Annotated in this window: 21 protein-coding genes and 1 pseudogene; 8 read left to right on the forward strand and 14 right to left on the reverse strand. The window is 62.8% G+C overall.

All coding sequences use genetic code 11. The features are described 5' to 3' along the window. Positions 1-67 precede the first annotated feature (67 nt). Both HBO19_RS06205 and mobA read right to left on the reverse strand, forming a co-directional pair. Entirely contained in the window at positions 68-289 is a 222-nt protein-coding gene (locus HBO19_RS06205) for a YgdI/YgdR family lipoprotein (protein WP_029298091.1), read from the reverse strand. Positions 290-370: 81 nt separating this feature from the next. Continuing rightward, a complete protein-coding gene (gene mobA, locus HBO19_RS06210) occupies positions 371-973 on the reverse strand; it encodes a molybdenum cofactor guanylyltransferase MobA (protein WP_170042826.1) in 603 nt (200 codons plus the stop codon). A gap of 76 nt (positions 974-1,049) precedes the next feature. On the opposite strand from mobA, the gene moaB reads away from it, so the two are divergent. From moaB to yegS, 3 genes and pseudogenes are all read left to right on the forward strand, one after another. Then, positions 1,050-1,589 (forward strand): molybdenum cofactor biosynthesis protein B, encoded by a 540-nt coding sequence (gene moaB, locus HBO19_RS06215; protein ID WP_029298095.1) that lies wholly within the window; start codon positions 1,050-1,052, stop codon positions 1,587-1,589. Beyond that, complete coding sequence (glp, locus tag HBO19_RS06220; protein ID WP_169952592.1) at positions 1,573-2,799, forward strand: gephyrin-like molybdotransferase Glp; 1,227 nt, start codon at positions 1,573-1,575, stop codon at positions 2,797-2,799. The genes moaB and glp overlap by 17 nt, the downstream gene beginning before the upstream one ends. A gap of 87 nt (positions 2,800-2,886) precedes the next feature. Further along, positions 2,887-3,811: pseudogene (gene yegS / locus HBO19_RS06225) on the forward strand (lipid kinase YegS); the annotation flags it as partial. On the opposite strand, the gene HBO19_RS06230 reads toward yegS, so the two are convergent. The 3 genes from HBO19_RS06230 to HBO19_RS06240 all read right to left on the reverse strand — a co-directional run bounded on the left by HBO19_RS06230 (position 3,773) and on the right by HBO19_RS06240 (position 6,104). After that, positions 3,773-4,432: a response regulator transcription factor gene (locus HBO19_RS06230; RefSeq protein ID WP_169952586.1), complete on the reverse strand. Its 660-nt coding sequence runs from the start codon at positions 4,430-4,432 to the stop codon at positions 3,773-3,775. The pseudogene yegS and the gene HBO19_RS06230 sit on opposite strands and share 39 nt — an antisense overlap. Then, positions 4,429-5,322 carry a sensor histidine kinase gene (locus tag HBO19_RS06235; RefSeq protein ID WP_170042827.1) on the reverse strand — a complete coding sequence of 298 codons (894 nt, stop codon included), beginning with the start codon at positions 5,320-5,322 and terminating at the stop codon, positions 4,429-4,431. The genes HBO19_RS06230 and HBO19_RS06235 overlap by 4 nt, the downstream gene beginning before the upstream one ends. Before the next feature lie 332 nt (positions 5,323-5,654). Beyond that, positions 5,655-6,104, reverse strand: coding sequence for a hypothetical protein (locus HBO19_RS06240; protein ID WP_169952581.1), 450 nt, complete (start codon positions 6,102-6,104; stop codon positions 5,655-5,657). Between the two features lie 551 nt (positions 6,105-6,655). Between HBO19_RS06240 and HBO19_RS06245 the strand changes: the two genes are divergently transcribed. Together HBO19_RS06245 and HBO19_RS06250 are read left to right on the forward strand one after the other, a co-directional pair. After that, positions 6,656-7,591: a chemotaxis protein CheV gene (locus HBO19_RS06245; protein ID WP_057960227.1), complete on the forward strand. Its 936-nt coding sequence runs from the start codon at positions 6,656-6,658 to the stop codon at positions 7,589-7,591. Positions 7,592-7,682: 91 nt separating this feature from the next. After that, entirely contained in the window at positions 7,683-8,489 is an 807-nt protein-coding gene (locus tag HBO19_RS06250; protein WP_170057067.1) for an MOSC domain-containing protein, read from the forward strand. A 63-nt stretch (positions 8,490-8,552) separates the two neighbouring features. Here the strand turns inward: HBO19_RS06250 and HBO19_RS06255 are convergent, their stop codons facing one another. The 8 genes from HBO19_RS06255 to HBO19_RS06290 all read right to left on the reverse strand — a co-directional run bounded on the left by HBO19_RS06255 (position 8,553) and on the right by HBO19_RS06290 (position 17,821). After that, positions 8,553-8,837 (reverse strand): pyrimidine/purine nucleoside phosphorylase, encoded by a 285-nt coding sequence (locus HBO19_RS06255; RefSeq protein WP_169952573.1) that lies wholly within the window; start codon positions 8,835-8,837, stop codon positions 8,553-8,555. Positions 8,838-8,885: 48 nt separating this feature from the next. Beyond that, positions 8,886-9,428, reverse strand: coding sequence for an exonuclease domain-containing protein (locus tag HBO19_RS06260; protein ID WP_169952571.1), 543 nt, complete (start codon positions 9,426-9,428; stop codon positions 8,886-8,888). A 70-nt stretch (positions 9,429-9,498) separates the two neighbouring features. Next, positions 9,499-11,433, reverse strand: coding sequence for an acetyl/propionyl/methylcrotonyl-CoA carboxylase subunit alpha (locus HBO19_RS06265; RefSeq protein ID WP_170057068.1), 1,935 nt, complete (start codon positions 11,431-11,433; stop codon positions 9,499-9,501). Between the two features lie 147 nt (positions 11,434-11,580). Further along, positions 11,581-12,363: an enoyl-CoA hydratase-related protein gene (locus HBO19_RS06270; protein ID WP_170057069.1), complete on the reverse strand. Its 783-nt coding sequence runs from the start codon at positions 12,361-12,363 to the stop codon at positions 11,581-11,583. After that, a complete protein-coding gene (gene atuD, locus HBO19_RS06275; RefSeq protein ID WP_170042830.1) occupies positions 12,360-13,517 on the reverse strand; it encodes a citronellyl-CoA dehydrogenase in 1,158 nt (385 codons plus the stop codon). The genes HBO19_RS06270 and atuD overlap by 4 nt, the downstream gene beginning before the upstream one ends. Before the next feature lie 20 nt (positions 13,518-13,537). Then, the gene (gene atuC / locus HBO19_RS06280; protein WP_170057070.1) at positions 13,538-15,154 is read right to left on the reverse strand and encodes a geranyl-CoA carboxylase subunit beta; all 1,617 of its coding nucleotides are present in this window, start codon (positions 15,152-15,154) and stop codon (positions 13,538-13,540) included. A gap of 3 nt (positions 15,155-15,157) precedes the next feature. Continuing rightward, complete coding sequence (locus HBO19_RS06285; RefSeq protein ID WP_170042832.1) at positions 15,158-16,030, reverse strand: SDR family oxidoreductase; 873 nt, start codon at positions 16,028-16,030, stop codon at positions 15,158-15,160. Positions 16,031-16,042: 12 nt separating this feature from the next. Beyond that, a complete protein-coding gene (locus HBO19_RS06290; RefSeq protein ID WP_170057071.1) occupies positions 16,043-17,821 on the reverse strand; it encodes an acyclic terpene utilization AtuA family protein in 1,779 nt (592 codons plus the stop codon). A gap of 157 nt (positions 17,822-17,978) precedes the next feature. Here HBO19_RS06290 and HBO19_RS06295 point away from each other — a divergent pair, with 157 nt between their 5' ends. The 3 genes from HBO19_RS06295 (at position 17,979) to HBO19_RS06305 (ending at position 20,592) form a co-directional block, all read left to right on the forward strand. Next, positions 17,979-18,602: a TetR/AcrR family transcriptional regulator gene (locus HBO19_RS06295; protein WP_169952556.1), complete on the forward strand. Its 624-nt coding sequence runs from the start codon at positions 17,979-17,981 to the stop codon at positions 18,600-18,602. 97 nt (positions 18,603-18,699) lie between these two features. Continuing rightward, positions 18,700-19,497, forward strand: coding sequence for a transporter substrate-binding domain-containing protein (locus tag HBO19_RS06300; RefSeq protein WP_170042834.1), 798 nt, complete (start codon positions 18,700-18,702; stop codon positions 19,495-19,497). Between the two features lie 81 nt (positions 19,498-19,578). Further along, a complete protein-coding gene (locus HBO19_RS06305) occupies positions 19,579-20,592 on the forward strand; it encodes a GNAT family N-acetyltransferase (RefSeq protein WP_170057072.1) in 1,014 nt (337 codons plus the stop codon). A gap of 89 nt (positions 20,593-20,681) precedes the next feature. Here HBO19_RS06305 and HBO19_RS06310 read toward each other — a convergent pair whose 3' ends face one another. After that, positions 20,682-21,233 (reverse strand): RNA polymerase factor sigma-70, encoded by a 552-nt coding sequence (locus tag HBO19_RS06310; RefSeq protein WP_029298131.1) that lies wholly within the window; start codon positions 21,231-21,233, stop codon positions 20,682-20,684. Between the last annotated feature and the right edge of the window lie 183 nt (positions 21,234-21,416).

Consider the following 21,416-nt stretch of genomic DNA (forward strand, 5'->3'; position numbering starts at 1 on the left):
ATTTCCCACGCGCCAGATAAAACAAAGCCCGCTCAAAAGCGGGCTTTGTTGTATCTGGCGTTAAGACTTACAGGTCTTTAACGGTGCGAACCTGATCCTTGTTGATGCGGGTACGCTTACCATCCAGTTGTTCGAATTCGTAGAAGCCCGAATCCTGATCGAATTTAGGGGTGTCGACAGCCTGGATTTCGCGACCGTCATTCAGGGTGATCACTGTTGGCGAGGCGCAACCGGCGAGGGTGGCAAGGCCCAGTGCAAGCATGAGAGCGGCGATGGTCCGTTGAGTCATGAGTCTTCTCCGAGAGTAATGCTGTGTTGAGTTCTGACCTTGTGACGTGTGCAACGTCGGCAAAGTTCCTTGTTCTAGCACTCATTCTGACACGCCGGGGCGTGGGTGCAACAACTCTGGTGTATTGAGGTTGGCCAGGCGCGGATCGTTTTCGGCGCATTCGAGCGCCTTTGCCCCCAGTTTCAGCAGGATCTGGCGCGGGCTGCGCTCTGCAGCCTGCCAGGCGCGCTCCACATCACCGCGCAGGCGCGTCGGTATGACGCAGAGCAAAGGCTCCCAGAACTCGCCATGGCGGATCATCACCGGCACCTGTGGGTGTTGCCGTGCGGTGTCGAGCAGGTCTGCCAGCAACTGCCCATCGATGTGCGGCACATCACAGGGCAAGATCAATAGATGTTCATGGCGCGCGGCGGCCAGCCCGGCGCGGATACCGGCCAAGGGGCCCGGGAAGTCCGGACTGTCGTCGCTTACCAACTGGTCGGCATAGGCGGCGTACTGCACCTGGTTGCGGTTGCAGGAGATGATCAAGTCATCGGTCAACGGCCGCACCAACTGGTGCAGGTGAGCAATCAGCGGTTGCCCGTGCCAGTCGAGCAGGCCCTTGTCCAGGCCGCCCATACGCTGGCCGCGACCGCCGGCCAGCAACAGGATCGAGCAGGGCAGGGGCGAAGAATTGAATGGCATGACGGCTCCGCGCAGGCAGTGAAATAGGGGCCTGTGATATAACATCGGGCTGTTTCTTAGACAACCGGACCGAGCCATGAAAGCCAAGGCTGATGCGCCTTTCGTACCTCTTAACATCGCTGTACTGACCGTCAGCGATACCCGCACCCTGGAAACCGATACCTCCGGGCAAGTCTTCGTTGACCGCCTGCTCGCGGCCGGCCACCGCCTGGCCGAGCGGGTACTGCTCAAAGATGACCTCTACAAAATCCGTGCGCAAGTGGCGCACTGGATCGCCGAGGACGTGGTGCAAGTGGTGTTGATCACCGGCGGTACCGGCTTTACCGGCCGCGACAGCACCCCGGAAGCTGTCAGTTGCCTGCTGGACAAGCAGGTGGATGGGTTTGGCGAGCTGTTCCGGCAGATCTCGGTGGCCGATATCGGCACCTCCACCGTGCAGTCCCGCGCCCTGGCCGGCCTGGCCAATGGCACCCTGGTGTGCTGCCTGCCGGGCTCCACCAACGCGGTGCGTACCGGTTGGGACGGGATTCTCGCCGAACAACTGGATGCCCGCCATCGCCCGTGCAATTTTGTGCCGCACCTCAAGCTGGCCGAACCGTGTGAATCCCGTGGATAAGCCGGGCAAGACCGGCGCGTTGATGCCGGTAGAAGAAGCACTTGAGCGCTTGTTGAACATGGCCGAGGCCGCGCCAATCCGTGAGCAGCAATACCTGCCATTGGCTGAGTGCGACGGGCGCGTATTGGCCGAGGCGCTGGTCTCCACCCTTGACCTGCCGCCCTGGCCCAACAGTGCGATGGACGGCTACGCCTTGCGCACTGCCGATTGGACGGGTGAGCCGCTGCCGGTGAGCCAGCGTATTTTCGCCGGGCAAGCCCCGGAGCCCCTGGCGGCGGGGACCTGCGCGCGGATCTTCACCGGCGCCCCGGTCCCGCAAGGCGCCGACTGCGTAGAAATGCAGGAAAACGCCGAGGTGCAAGCCGACCAGCGCGTGCGCTTCACCCAGGCGCTGCACGTAGGGCAAAACATCCGGCCCAAGGGCCAGGAGACTACGGTCGGCGAAGAAGTCCTGACGGCGGGTACGCGGCTCGGCCCGATTGAACTGGGCCTGGCGGCCTCCCTGGGGCGCGACCGCCTGGCGGTGGTGCGGCGCGTGCGTGTGGCGGTGCTGTCGACGGGCGATGAATTGATCGAGCCCGGCCTGCCGTTGGGGCCGGGGCAGATCTACAACAGTAACCGGCGGGTGTTGTGCAGCTGGTTGCAACGCCTGGGTTGCGAGGTGATCGACGCGGGTATCCTGCCCGATGACCTGGAACTGACCCGTACCCGCCTCGGCGCACTGGGTTCGGTGGACCTGATTTTGTCCACCGGCGGGGTCTCGGTGGGAGAGGCGGATTTCCTCGGTATCGCACTGCGCGAGGAGGGCGAACTGGCCTTGTGGAAGCTGGCGATCAAGCCTGGCAAACCGCTGACTTTCGGCCACTTTCGCGGCGTGCCGGTGATCGGTCTGCCGGGGAACCCGGCGTCCACCCTGGTCACGTTCGCCCTGTTGGCACGGCCATACCTGTTGCGCCGCCAGGGGGTCGAGGTGGTGCAGCCCCTGCGTTTCGAGGTGCCGGTAGGGTTCGTCTGGGCCAAGCCGGGCAACCGTCGCGAATACCTGCGCGGGCGCCTGGAGCAAGGGCGGGCGGTGATCTACCAGAACCAGAGTTCTGGTGTATTGCGCAGCGCCGCCTGGGCCGAGGGTTTGGTGGAAGTACGGGAGGGCAGCACCTTGGCCATCGGTGACCGGGTGAATTTCATTCCCCTGAGTGAAGTGTTGGGCTGAAGAATTAATTTACAGCCCAATGGCTTTTTTCTGACTGCTGAAGGTCAACATCCCTCAGGTCCCCTCCAAAGATAGGAGCTTCACCCCATGAGCAAACCCAAGGCACTGTTGATTCTGCACGGCAAGCAAGCCCTCAACGAAGACGTGCGGGCGGCAGTGCAAGGCAAGCGCGAGCAGGGGTGGGAGCTGGCGGTGCGTGTCACCTGGGAGGGCGGCGATGCCCAGCGCCTGGTAGGTGAAGCCCTGGATGCCGGCTACACACGCCTGATCGCGGGCGGCGGCGACGGCACCTTGCGCGACGTGGCCGAGGCCATGGCACGCGCCAAGACTGACGCCAGCCTGGTGCTGATGCCCCTGGGCACCGCCAATGACTTCGCCCGGGCGGCCGGGGTGCCGCTGGAGCCGCGCCTGGCGCTGGAGCTGCTGGACGTGGCGCCGCAAGCCATCGACCTGGGGGAGGTGGGCGGGCAGGTGTTCCTCAATATGGCCACCGGCGGCTTTGGCAGCCAGGTTACCGCCAACACCTCCGAAGACCTGAAAAAGGTATTGGGTGGCGCGGCCTATCTGTTCACCGGCCTGTCGCGTTTCAGCGAGCTGCGGGCCGCCTATGGGGAACTGGTGGGCCCGGACTTCCATTGGCGCGGCGAGTTGCTGGCCCTGGGCATCGGCAACGGTCGCCAGGCCGGGGGCGGGCATGAGCTGTGCCCGGGCGCCCTGGCCGATGATGGCCTGCTGGATATCAGCATCCTGCCCGCGCCCCAGGAAGTGGTCGGCACCTTGCGCAGCCTGATGACCGACGGCTGGGGCCTGGACAACCTGTTCGTACGGGCACGCCTGCCGTGGGTGGAGATCAAGGTGGCCGAAGGGTTGGACATCAACCTCGATGGCGAGCCGCTCAAAGGCGATGACCTGCGTTTTTGCGCCTTGCCCAAGGCCTTGCAGGTGCACTTGCCGGTGGATTCGCCGTTGCTGGCTAATCGTCCAGGCTGATGATTTGTTCGCGCACGGCAAACAGCACCAGGCCGGCCACATCGAAAATCTGCAAGCGCTTCATGATCTGCGAGCGGTGGGCTTCCACGGTCTTGATACTCAGGCCCAGGCCGTGGGCGATTTCCCGGGTGGACTTGCCGCGCACGATCAGGCGCAGGATTTCCAGCTGGCGTGCCGTCAGGTTGTGGCGCTGTGTAGGAGGTGCCGGGTGGGACTGGCTGTGGATCAAGGCCTGGTTGATCACCGTGTGGGCGATCGCCGGGCTCAGGTAGCGCTCGTTGTTGCGCAGTGCCAGCAGCGCGTGTTCCAGCTCATTGGCGGTGGTGTCCTTGAGCAGGTAGCCGTGGGCACCGGCCTCCAGGGCCCGCATGATCAATTGCGGGTCGGTGTGCATCGAAAGGATCAGCACCTTGCTCTTGGGGTAGGCGTGCTTGAGTTGCTGCAGCGCATCCAGGCCGCTGGTGTGCTTCATCGACAAATCCAGCAGGACGATATCGGGCTGCAAGGCGTCGAATTGTGCGAGCACTTGCGCGCCGTCGTTGGCTTCGCCAATCACCGCATAGCCGGGGATATCGAGGATCAGCGCGCGCACGCCGGCGCGGATCAGTGCGTGGTCATCTACCAGGAGTAAATTGCAGGTCACTCTAGAACCTTAGGGGGACTGGCCCGCTCGAGGGTGCGCGGCGCCCAGGGGAACAGCGCTTCGATCCGCGTGCCAAAGCCGGGTTGGCTATTGACCGTCAGCAGGCCGCCCAGTTGATCAATGCGCTCGGACATGCCCGCCATCCCGCTTTGCCCTGCAAGGCCTGGGTCGGTGGCGGGCGAGAAGCCCTGGCCGTCATCGCTGATAAACAGCGAGAGCCCCTGGGGCAAGCGTCGCAGGCGCACCAGCAGGTTGCGCGCCTGGGCGTGGCGCAGCATGTTGGTCACGGCCTCCTGGGTAATACGGAAGGCTGCCACGGCCATCTCTTCCGGAATCCCGGTCAGGCGTTGCTGGCATTCCAGGCTCCAGTGCACCGGGGTGTTTTCCAGGGTCTTGAGCAGGTGCGCGCGCAGGCTCGCTTCCAGGCCCAGGCTGGTGAGTTGCCGTGGGTTGAGAATGGCCGACACGTCGCGCACTTTGGCCAGGGTTTCGTTGAGGGTGTTGCACAGTACGCCGCACTGTTCCTGCAATTCTGTCGGGAGGCGGCGCTGCAGCCAATCGCTTTGCAGCTTGGCGGCGGTCAGCAATTGGCCGATATCGTCGTGCAATTCGCGGCTGAGGCGATGACGCTCGTTTTCCTGGACCTGCAACAGGCGGTCGGCCAACTCCTGGGGCTGGAACTTGATCGATTTACGCGAGCGCCATCGCTGCAGGCCCGCTGCGGCCAGGGCGGCGAGGTTGAGCAGCAGCAAAAATATCGGCAGCGGCGCTTCGTGGGCATACACCCACAGGCTGACCAGGGTCGCGCACAGGCACAGGCCAAGCGTGACCCAACGGGTAGTGCCCGGGGAGACGAACCTGGCGATAAGTGACTTGGGGCTGGCGTACATAGCAGATGGAGCCGATGGAGGTTCGCTGCGGGTAGACCGGTCATGACCGCTGGCCGGGCTCTGTTTGGAAAGCGAGTGAGTTGGGTGTTGGTTCGAGGGGCTTCTCGGATTTTCTTACATCTGGGGCAGCCACGTCGAGCGCGGTAATAGTACCACCAACAATTACCGTTGGTCGCCTGTGCAGTACTTAGTTCAGCGAGCCCAAGTTGTACTATTAAACGAGACTTGCATCGTTATTACCAATACAGGCTTATTGATAGTTGGCTGGCTAAATACCTTCCGCAGACTTAGTTGGTCGCCCGCTGGCGGCCTGGCTTAATCGCACGAAAGGTTTAGGAGGCGCAGTGCAAGGATTGGCGAAAGTGCGTGCCAGCGTCCTTCTGGGGAATCTGCTGGGCAACGGTTTCAATCAAGATGGTTTGCTCGGCGTCATCCAGGCTGAGTTTACCGGTCTTGATATCGATCAATTCCAACTGCCAGGCCAGTAGCGTCAGGCAGTCATGCAGGGCGGCAAGTGCCGCGTCGTGGAGTTGCATCGGGCTTTGGGCGTTGCTGATCAGGTCCTGGATGTGCCGGGAAAAATTGCCAATGGCTGGCAGCGCCATGGCATCGGCTTTTTCGGCAAGTTTGACCAAGCTGCTTTTCATGCAATCGATGGCGTCGTTATCGTTGCGGATCAAATGCAGGTGGCTCAGGCATTCCTCTGACTTGGCCAGCAGCATTTCTGCCTCCAGGAGGAACTCGGGAAGTGCGTCTTGCCACTCTTTACCGTCGTTCATCATGAAAGTCTCCACAACATACGGTCAGATAATGAGATGTAGCACCGTAGCAACGGCTTCAAACTAGCGCCGAAATATGACCGGAATCTGTAGTTCGTTTCTGAATTTTGAGTAGTACTTTTATTTGAGTGATCAGCGTCGCGATGGCTGGCGCTGCGTGCAGTGGAAACAACCAGGGGTGTTCGCATGACTTCGATTGCCCAGGCGATAACGCCTGGAAGGCCCTTGGGCCGCGGGCTTGCGATAGCAAACAAAAGCCTGACTCCATTCATGCAATGAGAATGGCGTCACATTAATGGCTATTGGATATTGCGAATATCAGGTTGGACCTGATTGCGACTAGGGGAACCCCCTAGATGGCGGAACCTTGTGACCGTTTGAGGGTCTGGCGGCGCCGCTTGACTCCCGGATGGGAGGTGATGCCAGTAAAGCATGATGTCAGTGTGACATCAATGCATTTACGTGGCATTTTACCCAGGGTCAAGGTCTGGCGCCGTCTGCCGATAACCTTCTCCAGTAGGCAGCAAATCTTTCAGCACACCCAGGAGTCTTCAATGGCTGGCATTCTCGACACGGTAGATCAACGCACGCAATTGGTGGGTGAGAATCGCCTGGAGATCCTCATGTTTCGCCTGGCCGGGCGTCAGTTGTTCGCGATCAACGTGTTCAAGGTGCAGGAAGTCCTGCAGTTGCCCAAGCTGACCCTGATGCCACAGCGCCACCCGTTTGTCTGCGGCGTGGTCAACCTGCGCGGCCAGACCCTGCCGGTGATCGACCTGTCCCAGGCCATCGGCATGCGTCCGCTGGTGCCGGGGCCCAACAGCACCATTATCGTTACCGAGTACAACCGCTCGGTGCAGGCCTTCCTGGTGGGCGGCGTCGACCGCATCGTCAACATGACTTGGGAGTCGATCCTGCCTCCGCCGGCCAGCGCCGGTCGCCAGCACTACCTCACGGCCATCAGCAAGGTGGATGAGCAGTTGGTAGAAATCATCGACGTGGAAAAAGTCCTCGCCGAGATCGTGCCCTACAACGCCAAGGTCTCCCGGGAAAAACTCGAGGACCCGGTCCTCGAACGTGCCCGTGGCCGCGAAGTGTTGCTGGTGGATGACTCCAACGTGGCCCTGTCGCAACTGCGTGACACCCTGGGTCAACTGGGGGTGAAGATGCATATCGCCAGTGATGGCCTCAAGGCCTTGAACATGCTCAAGGCGTGGGCGGACAGCGGCCAGGTAATGACCGACAAGTTGCTGATGATCTTCACCGACGCCGAAATGCCCGAGATGGACGGCTACCGCCTGACCACCGAGATCCGCAACGACCCGCGCCTGCGTGGCCTCTATGTGGTGTTGCATACCTCGTTGTCCGGCAGCTTCAACGATTCGATGGTGAAGAAGGTCGGTTGCGACAACTTCCTCTCCAAATTCCAGCCCGACAAGTTGGTGGATGTGGTGCGCCAGCGCCTGATGCTGGACGAAGTCCCAGCCTGATACCTTCTGGCCACGTTGCCGACCGGGGAAGTTTTGATTCTGGCAGCGTGCTCGTATAGGGTGACGTTTTTGTTCACAGGAACCCAGGCTCATGCTTCGTCTCAGCGCGTTGTATCGGTACCCCTTGAAGTCGGGCAAGGCAGAGACCTTGGCGCATATCGGCCTGGATAAACTGGGGCTGGACGGGGATCGACGCTGGATGTTGGTGGACGAGGCCAACGGGCGCTTCCTGACCCAGCGCGCGGTAGCGCAGATGAGTCAGTTGTCGGCCCTCTGGAACGGCGCTGGAGGCCTGACCTTGAGTGCTGCTGGCCAGCCCACGCTGGACGTGGCATTGCCCGGCGCTGACGCCGAGTTGCGCGGTGTGACCATCTGGCGCGACACCCTGCGGGTTCCCGATGCCGGCGATGAAGCCGCGCGTTGGGTCAGCGACTTTGTCGGCAAACCGACCCGCCTGGTGCAGGTGCCCCTGGAGCGCGCGCGCACCACGGCGGCCGGCTATGGCAAGGATGATGACCAAGTGGCATTCGCCGACGGTTTCCCGCTATTGCTGATCGGCCAGGCGTCCCTCGACGACTTGTCGCAGCGCATCGGCCGGCCCATGGAAATGCTGCGCTTTCGCCCCAACCTGGTGATCGAAGGCAGTGAGGCCTTTGCCGAGGACGGCTGGAAGCGCCTGCGCATCGGGGAGGTAGAGTTCCGGGTGGTCAAGTCCTGCTCGCGGTGCATCCTCACCACCATCGACCCGGCAACGGGTGAGCGCAGCGCCGACCGCCAGCCGCTGGCGACCCTGGAAACCTACCGCAAGGAGCCCGATGGTGTGATGTTCGGCCAGAACCTGGTCAATGACGGGGTGGGCCACCTGGAAGTCGGTATGCCGGTGACGATCCTCGAATAACCCAGGCCCTATGAAAAATGCCCGTCTCAGCGAGACGGGCATTTTTTTGTGCGCGGGAAAGGCTTAGCCGCGGTATTCGCACAGGTAGGCGGTGTCTACAGCCACCTTGAGCTGGAACTTGCTGTCGGCAGGCACATTGAACTGGCTGCCGGCGGCGAAGGTTTCCCAACTGTCGCTGCCTGGCAGCTTGACGGTCAGCGCGCCCGAGACCACGTGCATGATTTCACGCTGGGCGGTGCCGAACTCGTATTCACCCGGGGCCATGACGCCGATGGTCGCCGGACCTTCTGGGGTGCCGAAGGCGATCGACTTGACGGTGCCGTCGAAGTACTCATTGACTTTGAACATGGGTGAATCCTCGAAAAAAGGGGCAAGAAAGGTCGGCCAGTATGCCTTCTACACGGGCAAAATCAACGGCAGCAAACGCGCCGTATTGCGCGCATCTTCCAGTGCCCGGTGTTGCTGGCCGTTGAACTGCATGCCCGCCAGTTGCAAGGCGCCATTGAGCCCCAATGGCTTGTCCAGGCGCCGGGCCTTGGCGAAGCGTTGCTTGAGGTTCACATGGGGCGTCTGGGCCAGCACGCTGGCCAGGCCATGGCGCTGCCACTCCAGTTCCAGTTGCTGGCGATCATAGTCACCCCAACTGGCCCAGCTTTCCAGGCGCGGATGATGCTGGCCCAGCCAGCGCTCAAACAGTGGCCAGACCTCGGTCAAGGGCGCCGCGCTGTCGATATTGGCCTGGCTGATGTGCGTCAACTGGCGGCAGAACGGCGTCAACAACGGCCGGCGCAAGGGCCGCACGAAGCGCTGGAAATGGTCCAGCTCGCGGCCCTGGCGGTTGACCAGGCTCACGCCGATCTCAATGATTTCCATCTCTGACACGGGCCAGCCGCCGTCATCCGTTGTGGCTTCAAGATCAATAATCAGCCAATCAGGCATCGCAGGTTCCCGTACTCATCCCTTTCTGATGGGGATAGAGCGTAGCCAAGCCTGGTAGTTCCGCCCAGGGCTACTCGATCTGCAGCAATACCTGGCGATTACGCACTTGATCGCCGGCGGTGACTGCAATGGCCTTGACCACCCCATCGATCCCTGCCTTGAGCGGGTGCTCCATTTTCATCGCTTCAAGCACCAGCAACAGTTGGCCCTTGCTCACCACATCCCCCTCCTGCACCTGCAGCAGGGTGATGGCACCGTCCATCGGCGCCTTGACCGTGCCGCTGCTGGCGGCCGCTTCCCGACTGGCCACGGTTTGCGTCTGGTTGCTCACGCACAGGCTGTGACCTGAGTACAACAGCCAGAGCTGGGAGCCTTGCAGGTGATAGGCAAGCCGCCGCCGGATGCCGTTGATGACCAGGCTGGCCCAGTGCCCGTCGCTGCCCTTGATGTGGATATCGACAGCGCCGACTTGCACGTGATCCTGCGCCAATACCCGCACGCTGACCTCATGACGCTGCTCATCAACACCCAGGCGATAGGTCCAGGGCACGCTGGCATTGTTGCGCCAGCCCGCCAGGGCAGGGTGATGCGCTGCCGCGCTGTGCCGATAGAACAGTGCGGCGGCCACTGCCAGTTGTTCGTCGCTGATGGCGGGGCGGGCAATGTCGCTGAAGTGTTCGGCGATGAACCCGGTGCTGAAATCCGCCGCGACAAACTGCGGGTGCTCGAGCAAGTCCACCAGTAAGCGCTGATTGCTGGCGATCCCCAGCAGCACGCAGTCCTGCACCGCGCGTAGCAGCTTGCGCCGCGCCTCTTCGCGGGTGGCGCCGTGGGCGATGATCTTGCCCAGCATCGGGTCATAGAACGGGCTGATGCGCTGGGAGGCCAGCAAGCCATGATCGACCCGCACCCCGGCAGCCGGCTCCCAGCGCAGCACCTCGCCGGTTTGTGGCAGGAAACCCTGGGCCGGGTCCTCGGCGTACAGGCGCACCTCCATGGCGTGCCCGCTCAGCGTCACTTGCTCCTGGCGCAAGGGCAGGGGCTGGCCGGCGGCGATTTGCAGTTGCCAGTCCACCAGGTCCAGGCCGGTGATCAGTTCGGTGACCGGGTGTTCCACCTGCAGGCGGGTGTTCATCTCCAGGAAATAGAAGCGTCCGTCCCGGTCCAGCAGGAACTCCACGGTGCCGGCGCCGACATACTCCACGGCGCGCCCGGCCTTGAGCGCCGCTTCGCCCATGGCCTGGCGCAGCTCGCTGGTCATGACCGGGCAGGGCGCTTCTTCGATGACCTTCTGATGGCGGCGCTGCACCGAGCAATCACGCTCGCCCAGGTAGATCAGGTTGCCGTGGGCGTCGCCGAACAGCTGGATTTCCACATGGCGCGGCGCGATCAGTGCCTGCTCCAGAATCAACTCGTCGCTGCCAAAGGCATTGAGGGCCTCGGAGCGTGCCGTGTGCAGTTGTTCGAGCAACTGCGCAGCCGTGTGCACCAGGCGCATGCCGCGTCCGCCGCCGCCGGCACTGGCCTTGATCATCAGTGGGTAACCGATGCGCTCGGCTTCGCTTTGCAGGGTGGCGTCGTCCTGCGCGCTGCCCTGGTAGCCGGCAATACACGGCACACCAGCGGCGAGCATGGCGATTTTCGACAGGCGCTTGCTGCCCATCAACTCGATGGCGTGGGCACTGGGCCCGATGAACACCAGGCCGGCGGCGAGGCAGGCCTTGGCGAACTCCGGGTTTTCCGAGAGAAAGCCATAGCCTGGATGCACCGCGTCCGCGCCGGTGAGGCGTGCGGCCTCGAGGATGGCCGGGATGTTCAGGTACGACTGCTGCACCGGGGCTGGGCCGATGTTCACGGCTTCGTCGGCCATGTGTACGTGCAGGGCGTCGGCGTCGGCCTCGCTATAGACCGCCACGGTGCGGTAGCCCAGGGCTTGGGCGGTGCGCTGGATCCGGCAGGCGATTTCGCCGCGGTTGGCGATCAGTATTTTATTGAAACTGGGCATTTTCGCTCCCTGTTTGATTGGTTGCGCAGGTGCGGGCTTGTGGGGGAGCTGGCTGCCCGCGATTGCATCATCTCGGTATCCCTGACAGACCGAGGTGCCCGCATCGCAGGCAAGCCAGCTCCCACAGGGAATGTGGTGTTTTCAAGATCAACTCACCCACCTGGCCTTGCGCTTCTCCACAAACGCCCGCGTCCCCTCGATTCCTTCTTCCCCGGTCACCGCCTCAGCAAACCAATCGGCAGCCTGGTCCAGCAGCAGTTCCAACGGTTGATCCAGGCTCTGGAGCAACAGCGCCTTGGTCCGCGCATTGGCGCGCGGTGCACAACGCAATACCTGCCCCAACACCTCATCCAGGCGCTGCGCCAACCCTTGGGGGTCATGCTCGACAAAATGCACCAGCCCCAGGCGCTGCGCCTCGACCCCGTCAAACCGCGCCGCAGTCAGCGCCAGGCGCCGGGCCTGGGTCAGGCCGATGCGCCGCACCACAAACGGCGCAATCTGCGCCGGCAGCACGCCCAAACTGGTTTCCGGCAAGCCGAACTGCGCCTGGTGATCGGCGATGGCGATGTCACTGACACACGCCAGGCCAAACCCGCCGCCCAGCACCGCGCCCTGCAACACCACAATCACCACCTGCGGCAGGGCTTCGACTTCCTGCAACAGCGCGCCAAACACCCGGTTCAGATCACGCAAGCCTTCACGGCTACCCGCGCCGCTCATGTCCTTGATATCGCCGCCTGCACAGAAGTGCCCGCCGGCACCACTGATCACCAATGCCCGCACCTGCTCGTCAGGCGCGACATCCGCCAGTACTGCGCGCAGTTCGCTGACCATCTGCACGCTCATGGCATTGCGGCTCTGCGGGCGGTTGAGGGTGATGTGCAGCACGCCGTTGTGCGGTTCCAGCACCAGGGTTTCACAGGCCTTCACGACTTTTTCCCCGGCAGCGTGCCCATCAGTTTGCAGATGATCCCCAGCATGATCTCGTCGGCGCCGCCACCAATCGAAACCAGGCGCACATCGCGATAGGCGCGGGCCACCGGGTTGTCCCACATAAAGCCCATGCCGCCCCAGTATTGCAGGCAGCTGTCGCTGACTTCGCGGCCCAGGCGCCCGGCCTTGAGCTTGGCCATCGAGGCCAGCCGCGTCACGTCCTGGCCCTTGATGTATTGCTCGGTGGCCTGGTAGACCAGCGCGCGCAGGCATTCGATCTCGGTGGACAGTTCGGCCAGGCGAAAGTGGATCACCTGGTTGTCGATCAGGGCCTTGCCGAAGGTCTGGCGTTCCTTGCAGTAGGCGATGGTGCTGTCGACGCAGGCCTCCAGGCCCTTGATCATATTGGCCGCACCAAACAGCCGTTCCTCCTGAAATTGCAGCATTTGCATCATGAACCCCGCGCCTTCATGGCCGATGCGGTTGCGCTGGGGCACGCGCACATCATCGAAAAACACCTGGGCGGTTTCCGAGCTGTGCATGCCGAGTTTTTCCAGGGGCGGGCTGACGCTGATACCGGGGGTGCTCATCGGCACCATGATCAGCGACTTGTTGATATGGGGCTTGCCGTCCGAGGTATTGGCCAGCAGGCAGATAAAGTCGGCGCTGGGGGAGTTGGTGATCCACATCTTGCTGCCGTTGATCACGTAGTCGTCGCCGTCCTTGCGGGCGTGAGTTTTCAAGCCGGCCACGTCGGAGCCGGCACCGGTTTCCGAGACGCCGATGCAGCCCACTTGTTCGCCGCTGATGGCCGGGCGCAGGAACTCATCGCGCAGCTCATCGGAGCCAAAACGTGCGAGGGCCGGGGTGCACATATCGGTCTGCACGCCGATGGACATGGGGATACCGCCACAGCGGATGGTGCCGAACTCTTCGGCGGCGACAATCGAGTAGCTGTAGTCCAGGCCCATGCCGCCGAACTTCTCAGGCTTGGAAATGCCCAGCAGGCCGAGGTCGCCGGCCTTGCGGAAAATCTCGTGGATGGGAAAGCGCCCGGCTTTTTCCCAGTCGTCGACGTGGGGGTTGATCTCGCGTTCGACAAAACCCCGTACGGTACGGCGCAGCTCTTCGTGTTCCTGGGTGAAGATCATTTTTATTGTTCTCCTGATCGTTAAAAGCGCGCGGCGCCGAAGCTGTTGGGTTGCAATTGGCGCACCTGGGCTTGCTGGCAGATATCCAGCAGGTAGCCCAGCAGCGTGCGGGTGTCCCGCGGGTCAATCAGCCCGTCGTCCCACAGGTTGGCGCTGCCATACAGGGCCGTGGACTGGCTATCGAGTTTCTGCGCGGTGACCTGTTCGAGCATGTCGAGCACCTTGGGGTCGGGCACCAGGCCGTCTTTCAATTGCTTGGCCTCGGTGACAATGCGCAGCACCTTGCCGGCCTGGGCGCCGCCCATCACGGCGGTGCGGCTGTTGGGCCAGGCGAAGATAAAGCGTGGGTCCAGGCCACGGCCGCACATCGCATAGTTGCCGGCGCCGTAGGAACCGCCGACCACCACCGTGAGCTTGGGCACGCGGGCATTGGCCACCGCCTGGATCATCTTCGCGCCGTGCTTGATCACGCCTTGCTGTTCGGATTCGGTGCCCACCATAAAACCGGTGGTGTTGTGGAAAAACAGCAGCGGCGTCTGGCTCTGGTCGCACAGCTGGATAAATTGCGCGGCCTTGCTCGCGCCCTTGGGCGTGATCGGGCCGTTGTTGCCGATAAACCCGCAGACCCGGCCCTGGATCTGCAAGTGACCGCAGACGGTGTGGGCATCGAACTCGCCCTTGAATTCCAGGAAGTTGGAGGCGTCGGCGATACGCGCGATGATTTCCCGTACGTCGTAAGGTTTTTTCGGGTCCTCGGGGATCAAACCCAGCAGTTCCTCAATCGCATACAGCGGCTCGGCATAGGCCCGCGCCGGCTGGGGCGGCAGCCGGTCGTCCCAGGGCAGCAGGCTGACAATCTCGCGCACGATACGCACCCCATCGGCGTCGTTTTGTGCCAGGTATTCGGCGGTGCCGGCGGTTTGCGCATGCATCTGGGCGCCGCCCAGTTCCTCATCGGTGGCCACTTCGCCGGTGGCGGCCTTGAGCAGCGGCGGGCCGGCCAGGAACAGCTTGGCCTTGCCGCGCACCACCACCACGTAATCCGAAAGCCCTGGCTGATAGGCCCCGCCGGCCGTAGCCGAGCCGTGCACCACGGTGATCTGCGGCAGGCCCATGGCCGACATCCGCGCCTGGTTGGCAAAGCTGCGCGCGCCTTCGACGAAAATCTCCGCTGCGTAATTCAGGTTGGCGCCGCCGCTTTCGGCCAGGGTCACCACCGGCAGTTTGTTCTCCATGGCGATCTGTTGCAGGCGCAGGGATTTCTTCAGGCCGCTGGGGGAGATCGTCCCGCCCTTGATTGCGCTGTTATTGGCCACCACCAGCAGGCGCACGCCGCTGACATAACCGATACCGGCAATCAGCCCACCACCGGCGGCGCTGCCGTCCTTGTCGTCGTGCAGCTTATAGCCGGCCAGGCTCGCCAGTTCGAGGAAGGGCGCGCCGGGGTCGAGCAACAGGTTGAGGCGCTCACGGGGCAGCAGTTGGCCGCGCTTGTCGAACTTGCCCTTGGCCTCGGCGGCCTTGTCCAACAGGTTCTGTTCCAATTGGCGCAGGTGGTTGATGGCGCTGAGCATGGCCTCGCGGTTCTGGGCGAACTGCGGGCTGTGGGTGTCGAGTTGGGAGTCGATGACCGGCATGGTTTATTGGCCCTCCTTGAGCACATCCGGCAGGTAGGCGCGGTGAAAACCATTGAACGACGGGCTCGGCGGCTGGGCCTTGTGCAGCGGCCAGGCGCGGCTGCCGAGGCTGGCCGCACCGTCGATGCGCAGCGTGCTGCCGCTGACGAACGCGGCGGCGGGGCTGAGCAAAAACACAATCGCCGCGCTGACTTCCGATTCGGTGCCAATGCGCTTGAGTGGCACATGTTCGCGCAGGGTCGGGATCACTGCCTTGAATGCGCCTTCGTAGGTGTCCATGCCGCTGGAGGCGATCCAGCCCGGCGCCACTGCGTTGACCCGCACCCCGGCGTAACCCCACTCGAACGCGGCGGTCTTGGTGAAGTTGTCCATCCCCGCGCGCGCCGCGCCCGAGTGGCCCATGCCGGGCATGCCGCCCCACATGTCGGCGAGCATGTTGACGATGGCACCGCCGTGTTTGCTCATCGACTGATTGAACACTTCCCGCGCCATCAGGAAACCGCCCACCAGATTGGTGCGCAACACGGTTTCAAAACCTTTTTGATTGATCGACGCCAGGGGCGAGGGGTATTGGCCGCCCGCATTGTTCACCAGGCCGTGGATCGGCCCGTGCGCTTCGATGACCTGGCTGACCAGTGCCTTCACTGCCTCTTCATCGCGAATATCACAGGCCTGCCAACTGGCGCGGCCACCGTCCTCGCTGATTTCCTGGGTGACCTGTTGCAGTTTTTCCGGCTTGCGCCCCACCAGCACCACATGGGCGCCGAGTGCCGCCAGCTCATGGGCGGTGCAACGGCCAATCCCACTGCCGCCGCCGGTGACGATAATGGTTTGCCCCTGGAACAGGTCGGCTTTGAAGATCGAGTCGAAGGCCACGGCAGGAGTTCCTTAGGTGAGTTGATCGGCGAGGTGACGGGGCACGGCAATCGGGATTTCCAGCAGTTGCTGGGCAAAGGCCTTGCCTTGCGGGTCGATGCGCAGGCTGGCGATACCGCCGCCGCCCAGGGCGTTTTCGAGGAGGAAGTTGAGGCTGTGGCTGCCGGGCAGGTACCAGCGCTCGACGCGCCCGTGCAGTGGGTCGAGCACATGGCTCATCCAGTCGACGATCACCTCCGGGGTCAATGCTTCGGCGACCCACGGCAGGTATTCGGGCCGCCGCGCAATCACGCCAATATTGCTGTGATTGCCCTTGTCACCGGAGCGCGCCACGGCCAGTTTGACCAGGGGCACGCTGGCATCGGCGCGGCCTTCGGGCTTGGGCGGGTCGAGGGGCGCGTGAGGCGTACCCAGGGCCGCGCTGGCAGGCAGTTCGCAGGGGTGGGACTGGCCCTGGAAGTCGACGCTCAGACGGCACGCGCTCTTGTCGATCAGGAATGAAAACAGGCGGATCAGTGGGTACACCGTGGGCCTGCCGCCGACAATGCCGGTCAGGCCCGGCGCCATGCCGGTGGCTGCCTGGGCGATTTCCCGGGCGAACAGCACCAGCGCCTGTTTGCTGGGGTGGCGCACCGCCAGCTTGAGCACCACTTCGCGGCAGTCCTGGCGCCGGGCGTGGGCGCCGTAGGTGGCTTCGCTGCCGAGCAATTCAATGTTGACCTCGCTGTAGGGCGCCCAGCCGCGTTGGCTGAACAGCTGCGAGGTCTTGTTGATGATTGCCTGGCTGACCCGCTCGGCCTTGGCCACCGCATCGATGCCGGCCAGCAGGCAACTTGCGGTGCAGCGAAAACCGTCGGGGTAGGTGGCGCTGACTTTGTACTGGTCGGTGGGTGCCAGGCCCTTGGCGCCGCGCAGGCGCACGCGGTTTTCGCCTTGTTGCTCCAGGGTGACCTGGCTGAAGTCGCAGATCACATCCGGCAGCAGATAGGCGCGCGGGTCGCCGATTTCATACAGCAGTTGTTCGGCGACGCTCAGTTGGCTGATCAGGCCGCCTGTGCCCGGCACTTTGCTGACGGTGAACTGGCCGTCGGCGCTGACTTCGACAATCGGGAAACCGATGTGCTCGTAGTCCGGCACCTGGCGCCAATCGGTGAAGTTGCCGCCGGTGCACTGCGCGCCACATTCAATGATATGCCCGGCCAGCGCGGCCTGGGCCAGGTGGTCGTAGTCCTGCCACGCCCAGTTGAATTCATGCACCAGGGCCGCACTGACCACCGCGCTGTCCACCACGCGCCCGGTGATGACGATATCGGCGCCCAGTTGCAGGGCCTGGACGATGCCCGGCGCGCCAAGGTAGGCGTTGGTCGACACGCACATCGCCGGCAACGGCGCGCCGCTGAACATATCCTCGATGCCCTGCAGTTGCTTGAACTGTGGTTGCAGGTCGTCGCCCAGCACCACGGCGATTTTCAGCGGCACCCGGGCCTGGTCGCAGGCGGCCTGCAAGGCGGCGGCGCAGGCCTGGGGGTGGATGCCACCGGCGTTGCTGATCACCCGGATGCCCTGGCGCTGGATATCGCCGAGCAAGGGCGCCAGCACTTCGATGAAATCCGTGGCGTAGCCGGCCTGGGGGTCTTTGATCCGCGCCCCGGCGAGGATCGACATCGTCACTTCCGCCAGGTAGTCGAACACCAGGTAGTCTAGCGCGCCGCCTTGCACCAACTGCGCGGCGGCGGTGCTGGTGTCGCCCCAGAATGCACTGGCGCAGCCGATACGAACGGTCTTGTCCATGGGAAGTCCTTCTCTGGAAAATCGCTGGGTCGAGACTACCAAGCAAGCGCTTGGTTTGTAAACTGGGAGCACAACTTCTGCCCAAGCGCTTGCTTGGGTGGCTGTCACGGCCTAAATTGCCGGCCATGACGCAATCAAAGTAGTTGAGGAGAGCAGCATGGACGAGCAAAAAGCCCTGGAGGTAATGCGCAGCATGGTGGACGGCGGGCAACTGACCGACCCCGACAGCGCCCGGGGCAAACTGCTGCAGACCGCGGCTCACCTGTTTCGCAACAAGGGTTTTGAACGCACCACCGTGCGTGACCTGGCCAGTGCGGTGGGGATCCAGTCCGGCAGCATCTTTCACCACTTCAAGAGCAAGGACGAAATCCTGCGGGCGGTGATGGAAGAAACCATCCACTACAACACCGCGATGATGCGCGCCTCCCTGGCCCAAGCGAGCAACGTGCGCGAGCGGGTGCTGGCGCTGATTCGCTGCGAGTTGCAGTCGATCATGGGTGGCAGCGGCGAAGCCATGGCGGTGCTGGTGTACGAATGGCGTTCGCTGTCGGCAGAAGGGCAGGCCCAGGTGCTGGCGTTGCGCGATGTCTACGAAGACATCTGGCTGCAAGTGCTGGGCGAGGCCAAGCAGGCGGGTTATATCAAGGGCGACGTGTTTATCACCCGGCGTTTCCTGACCGGGGCGTTGTCCTGGACCACGACCTGGTTTCGCGCCCAGGGCAGCATGACCCTCGAACAATTGGCCGACGAGGCGTTGCTGCTGGTGCTCAAGGCCGATTAGGCGGGGAGCGCAGGTCATTAATTGTCGGGTAGAAAGTTGTCTCTACAGACAAAAACGCCTAGCTTAGCGAGATTCAGATTTGAACGGTGCGTGCCTGATGTTTTCGCCATGGCGGCTGGCTGCAGGACTTACAGTGTTGGCGATGGGCACCTTGTGGCAGACGCAGGTTTGGGCGGCCCAATTGGTACGGATCGGTGCCGCGCATTTTCCGCCGTATACCGTGCGCCCGGAGCAGGGTGCCGACACCGGGTTGCTGCCGCAACTGCTGGAGGCACTGAACCGTGCGCAGAGTGACTACCAGTTTGTACTGGTACCCACTTCCATCCCCCGGCGCTTTCGTGATTTCGAGCAGGGTCGGGTCGACATGGCCATCTTCGAGAACCCGCAGTGGGGATGGCAGGATATTGCCCATACCAGCGTTGACATGGGCCTGGAGGACGCCGAGATTTTCGTCGCCCAGCGCCAGTCCGGTCGTGACCAGGCGTATTTCGCCGACCTCAAGGGCAAGCGCCTGGCGGTGTTCAGCGGTTATCACTACGCCTTTGCCAACTTCAACCCCGACCCCAAGGCCATGGCCGCGCAGTTCAACGCCACGTTGACCTATTCCCATGACAGCAACTTGCTGATGGTCACCCGTGGCCGCGCGGATATCGCCCTGGTGACGCGCTCCTACCTCAGCGACTTCATGGTGCGCAATGTCGACACCGCCGGGCAGTTCCTGGTGTCGGAGCGCATTGATCAGGTCTACCACCACTACGCATTGCTGCGGCCCAAGGCGGCGATCAGCGGCCCGGCGTTTGCCGCGTTGCTCAAGGGCCTGCGCGACAGCGGCGAACTGGTGAAGATCTTCGAACCGTACCGCATCGATGTGCTGCCGGTGGCTGACGCGCCCTGATCGCGACACCTGTGCCTTAAATTTTTGCGGCTGGTTCACGTCACTTCGTCTAACTGTCGACGATTACCGTGAGCCCCTTCCATGCCCAATCCCCAAGATTTGTCAGCCCTGCCACTGCCGGCAGGGCCCGCCCTGAACGCAGATGAAAGCGATAGCCGCCTGACCCTGACCCTTTCAGGCCAGCCCCTGGCGCGCCTGCGCCTGGAGCGCGGCGACGCGTTGCACCTGCATTTGCAAAACCCCGCTGAGGTGCCGTCGGGACAGGCCGTGTGGGCCGCGTGTTACTGGCTGTTTGCACGGGAGCCTGGGCGCCAGCAACTCTTCTGGCACCTCGAACACGCCCCGGATGAGGCCCTGCGCAGCGGCCTGCTGCTGGCCACGGACGTGGCGGGGCAGTTGCGTTGCGAGCGCACGCTGTTCTGGCAATTGCCACAGCCCTGGCTGGGCCAGCCGTCGAGCGGTGCCTATCCACAGCAGATGATCTTCAGCACGGGCAAGCGCCACCCGCTGCGTGCGCCCAAGCCGCAGGGTGAAGTCTACCGACGTTTTGACGCACGCCTGGGCGCGTGGATCTCACTGCGCACGCTGGAGATCGATGTGGACCTGGCTCGCTTCAATCGCTGGCAGAACAGCGCGCGGGTCGCCAACTTCTGGCAGGAAAGCGGCAGCCTGGAGCAACACCGGGACTATCTGCACAAGCTTGCCGCCGACCCGCATACCCTGACGTTGATCGGCTGTTTCGACGATGAGCCCTTTGCCTATTTCGAGGCGTATTGGGCCAAGGAAGATCGCATCGCGCCGTTCTATGACGTAGACGACTACGACCGCGGTATCCACATGCTGGTGGGTGAGGAGCATCATCGCGGGCCGCACAAGGTTGCCAGTTGGCTGTCGGCGCTGGTGCACTACCTGTTTCTCGACGACCCGCGCACCCAGCGCGTGGTAGCCGAGCCCAGGGCCGACAATGGGAAGATGATCGGGCATATGCAGAACCAGTGCTTCCACTGCGAGAAGGAATTCGATTTCCCCCACAAGCGCGCGGCGCTGATGATTCTGGGGCGGGAGCGGTTTTTTGAGCGGTGTGGGTTGGCCTGAGATCTTCGGGGCAATGAAGATCAAATGTGGGAGCGGGCTTGTCGGATCGCTCCCACACAAGCTCACCCCTCATTGCACTTGCCCGGTGGTTAGACCCGTCGGGCAAAGGTATCGCTATGGGTTCCCGACACCTTGCGACAGTGCACCAGTGCATCGCGGATCATAAAGTTGACCAGGGTCGGCGACACGCCCAGTTCCTTGGCGATGTCCTTCTGCGGCACGCCATGCAGGCGGTACATCTCGAACGCGTAGCGCGTGCGCTGGGGCAGTTCGGTCAGGGCGTCGGCGATGTTTTCCAGGGTGGAAAAATTGATGTGCGAGGTTTCCGGTGAAGCGCCATGAATAACCACATTCAAGCCTTCCTCTTCCGTCCCGGAATATTTCAGTTCCAGGGCCTGTTTACGGTAGTGGTCGATAGCCAGGTTGCGCACGATCTGGAACAGATAACTCAGCTGCGCCTTGAACGATGAGGTGATCTGCGGCGCCGATTGCAGTCTGAAGTAGGCGTCCTGCACTACGTCTTCGGCGCGGGAACGGCAGCCGGTAATGCGCGCCGCGATCTTGACCAGGATCAGCCGGTTATCGACAAACGCCTGGAGTAACGGTGAATCGCACCTGCTTGTGGATACTTGTTCCGTCATGGAAATCACCTTGCTGCAAATGAGGTTAGTGGAGGGCATCCCTGCTGAGGCCTCCTACACATCGGGCAACAAATTATTCTTAATGATAATGATTGTCAAATGAGAAGTGGAACTAATCTTATACCGAAATGCAAACTGTGAGGTGCATCTCTTTGTGTGCGGGCCCCGGCCTGCAGACTAATT

It is taken from the genome of Pseudomonas sp. WS 5021, assembly GCF_012985535.1.
Taxonomy (GTDB): domain Bacteria; phylum Pseudomonadota; class Gammaproteobacteria; order Pseudomonadales; family Pseudomonadaceae; genus Aquipseudomonas.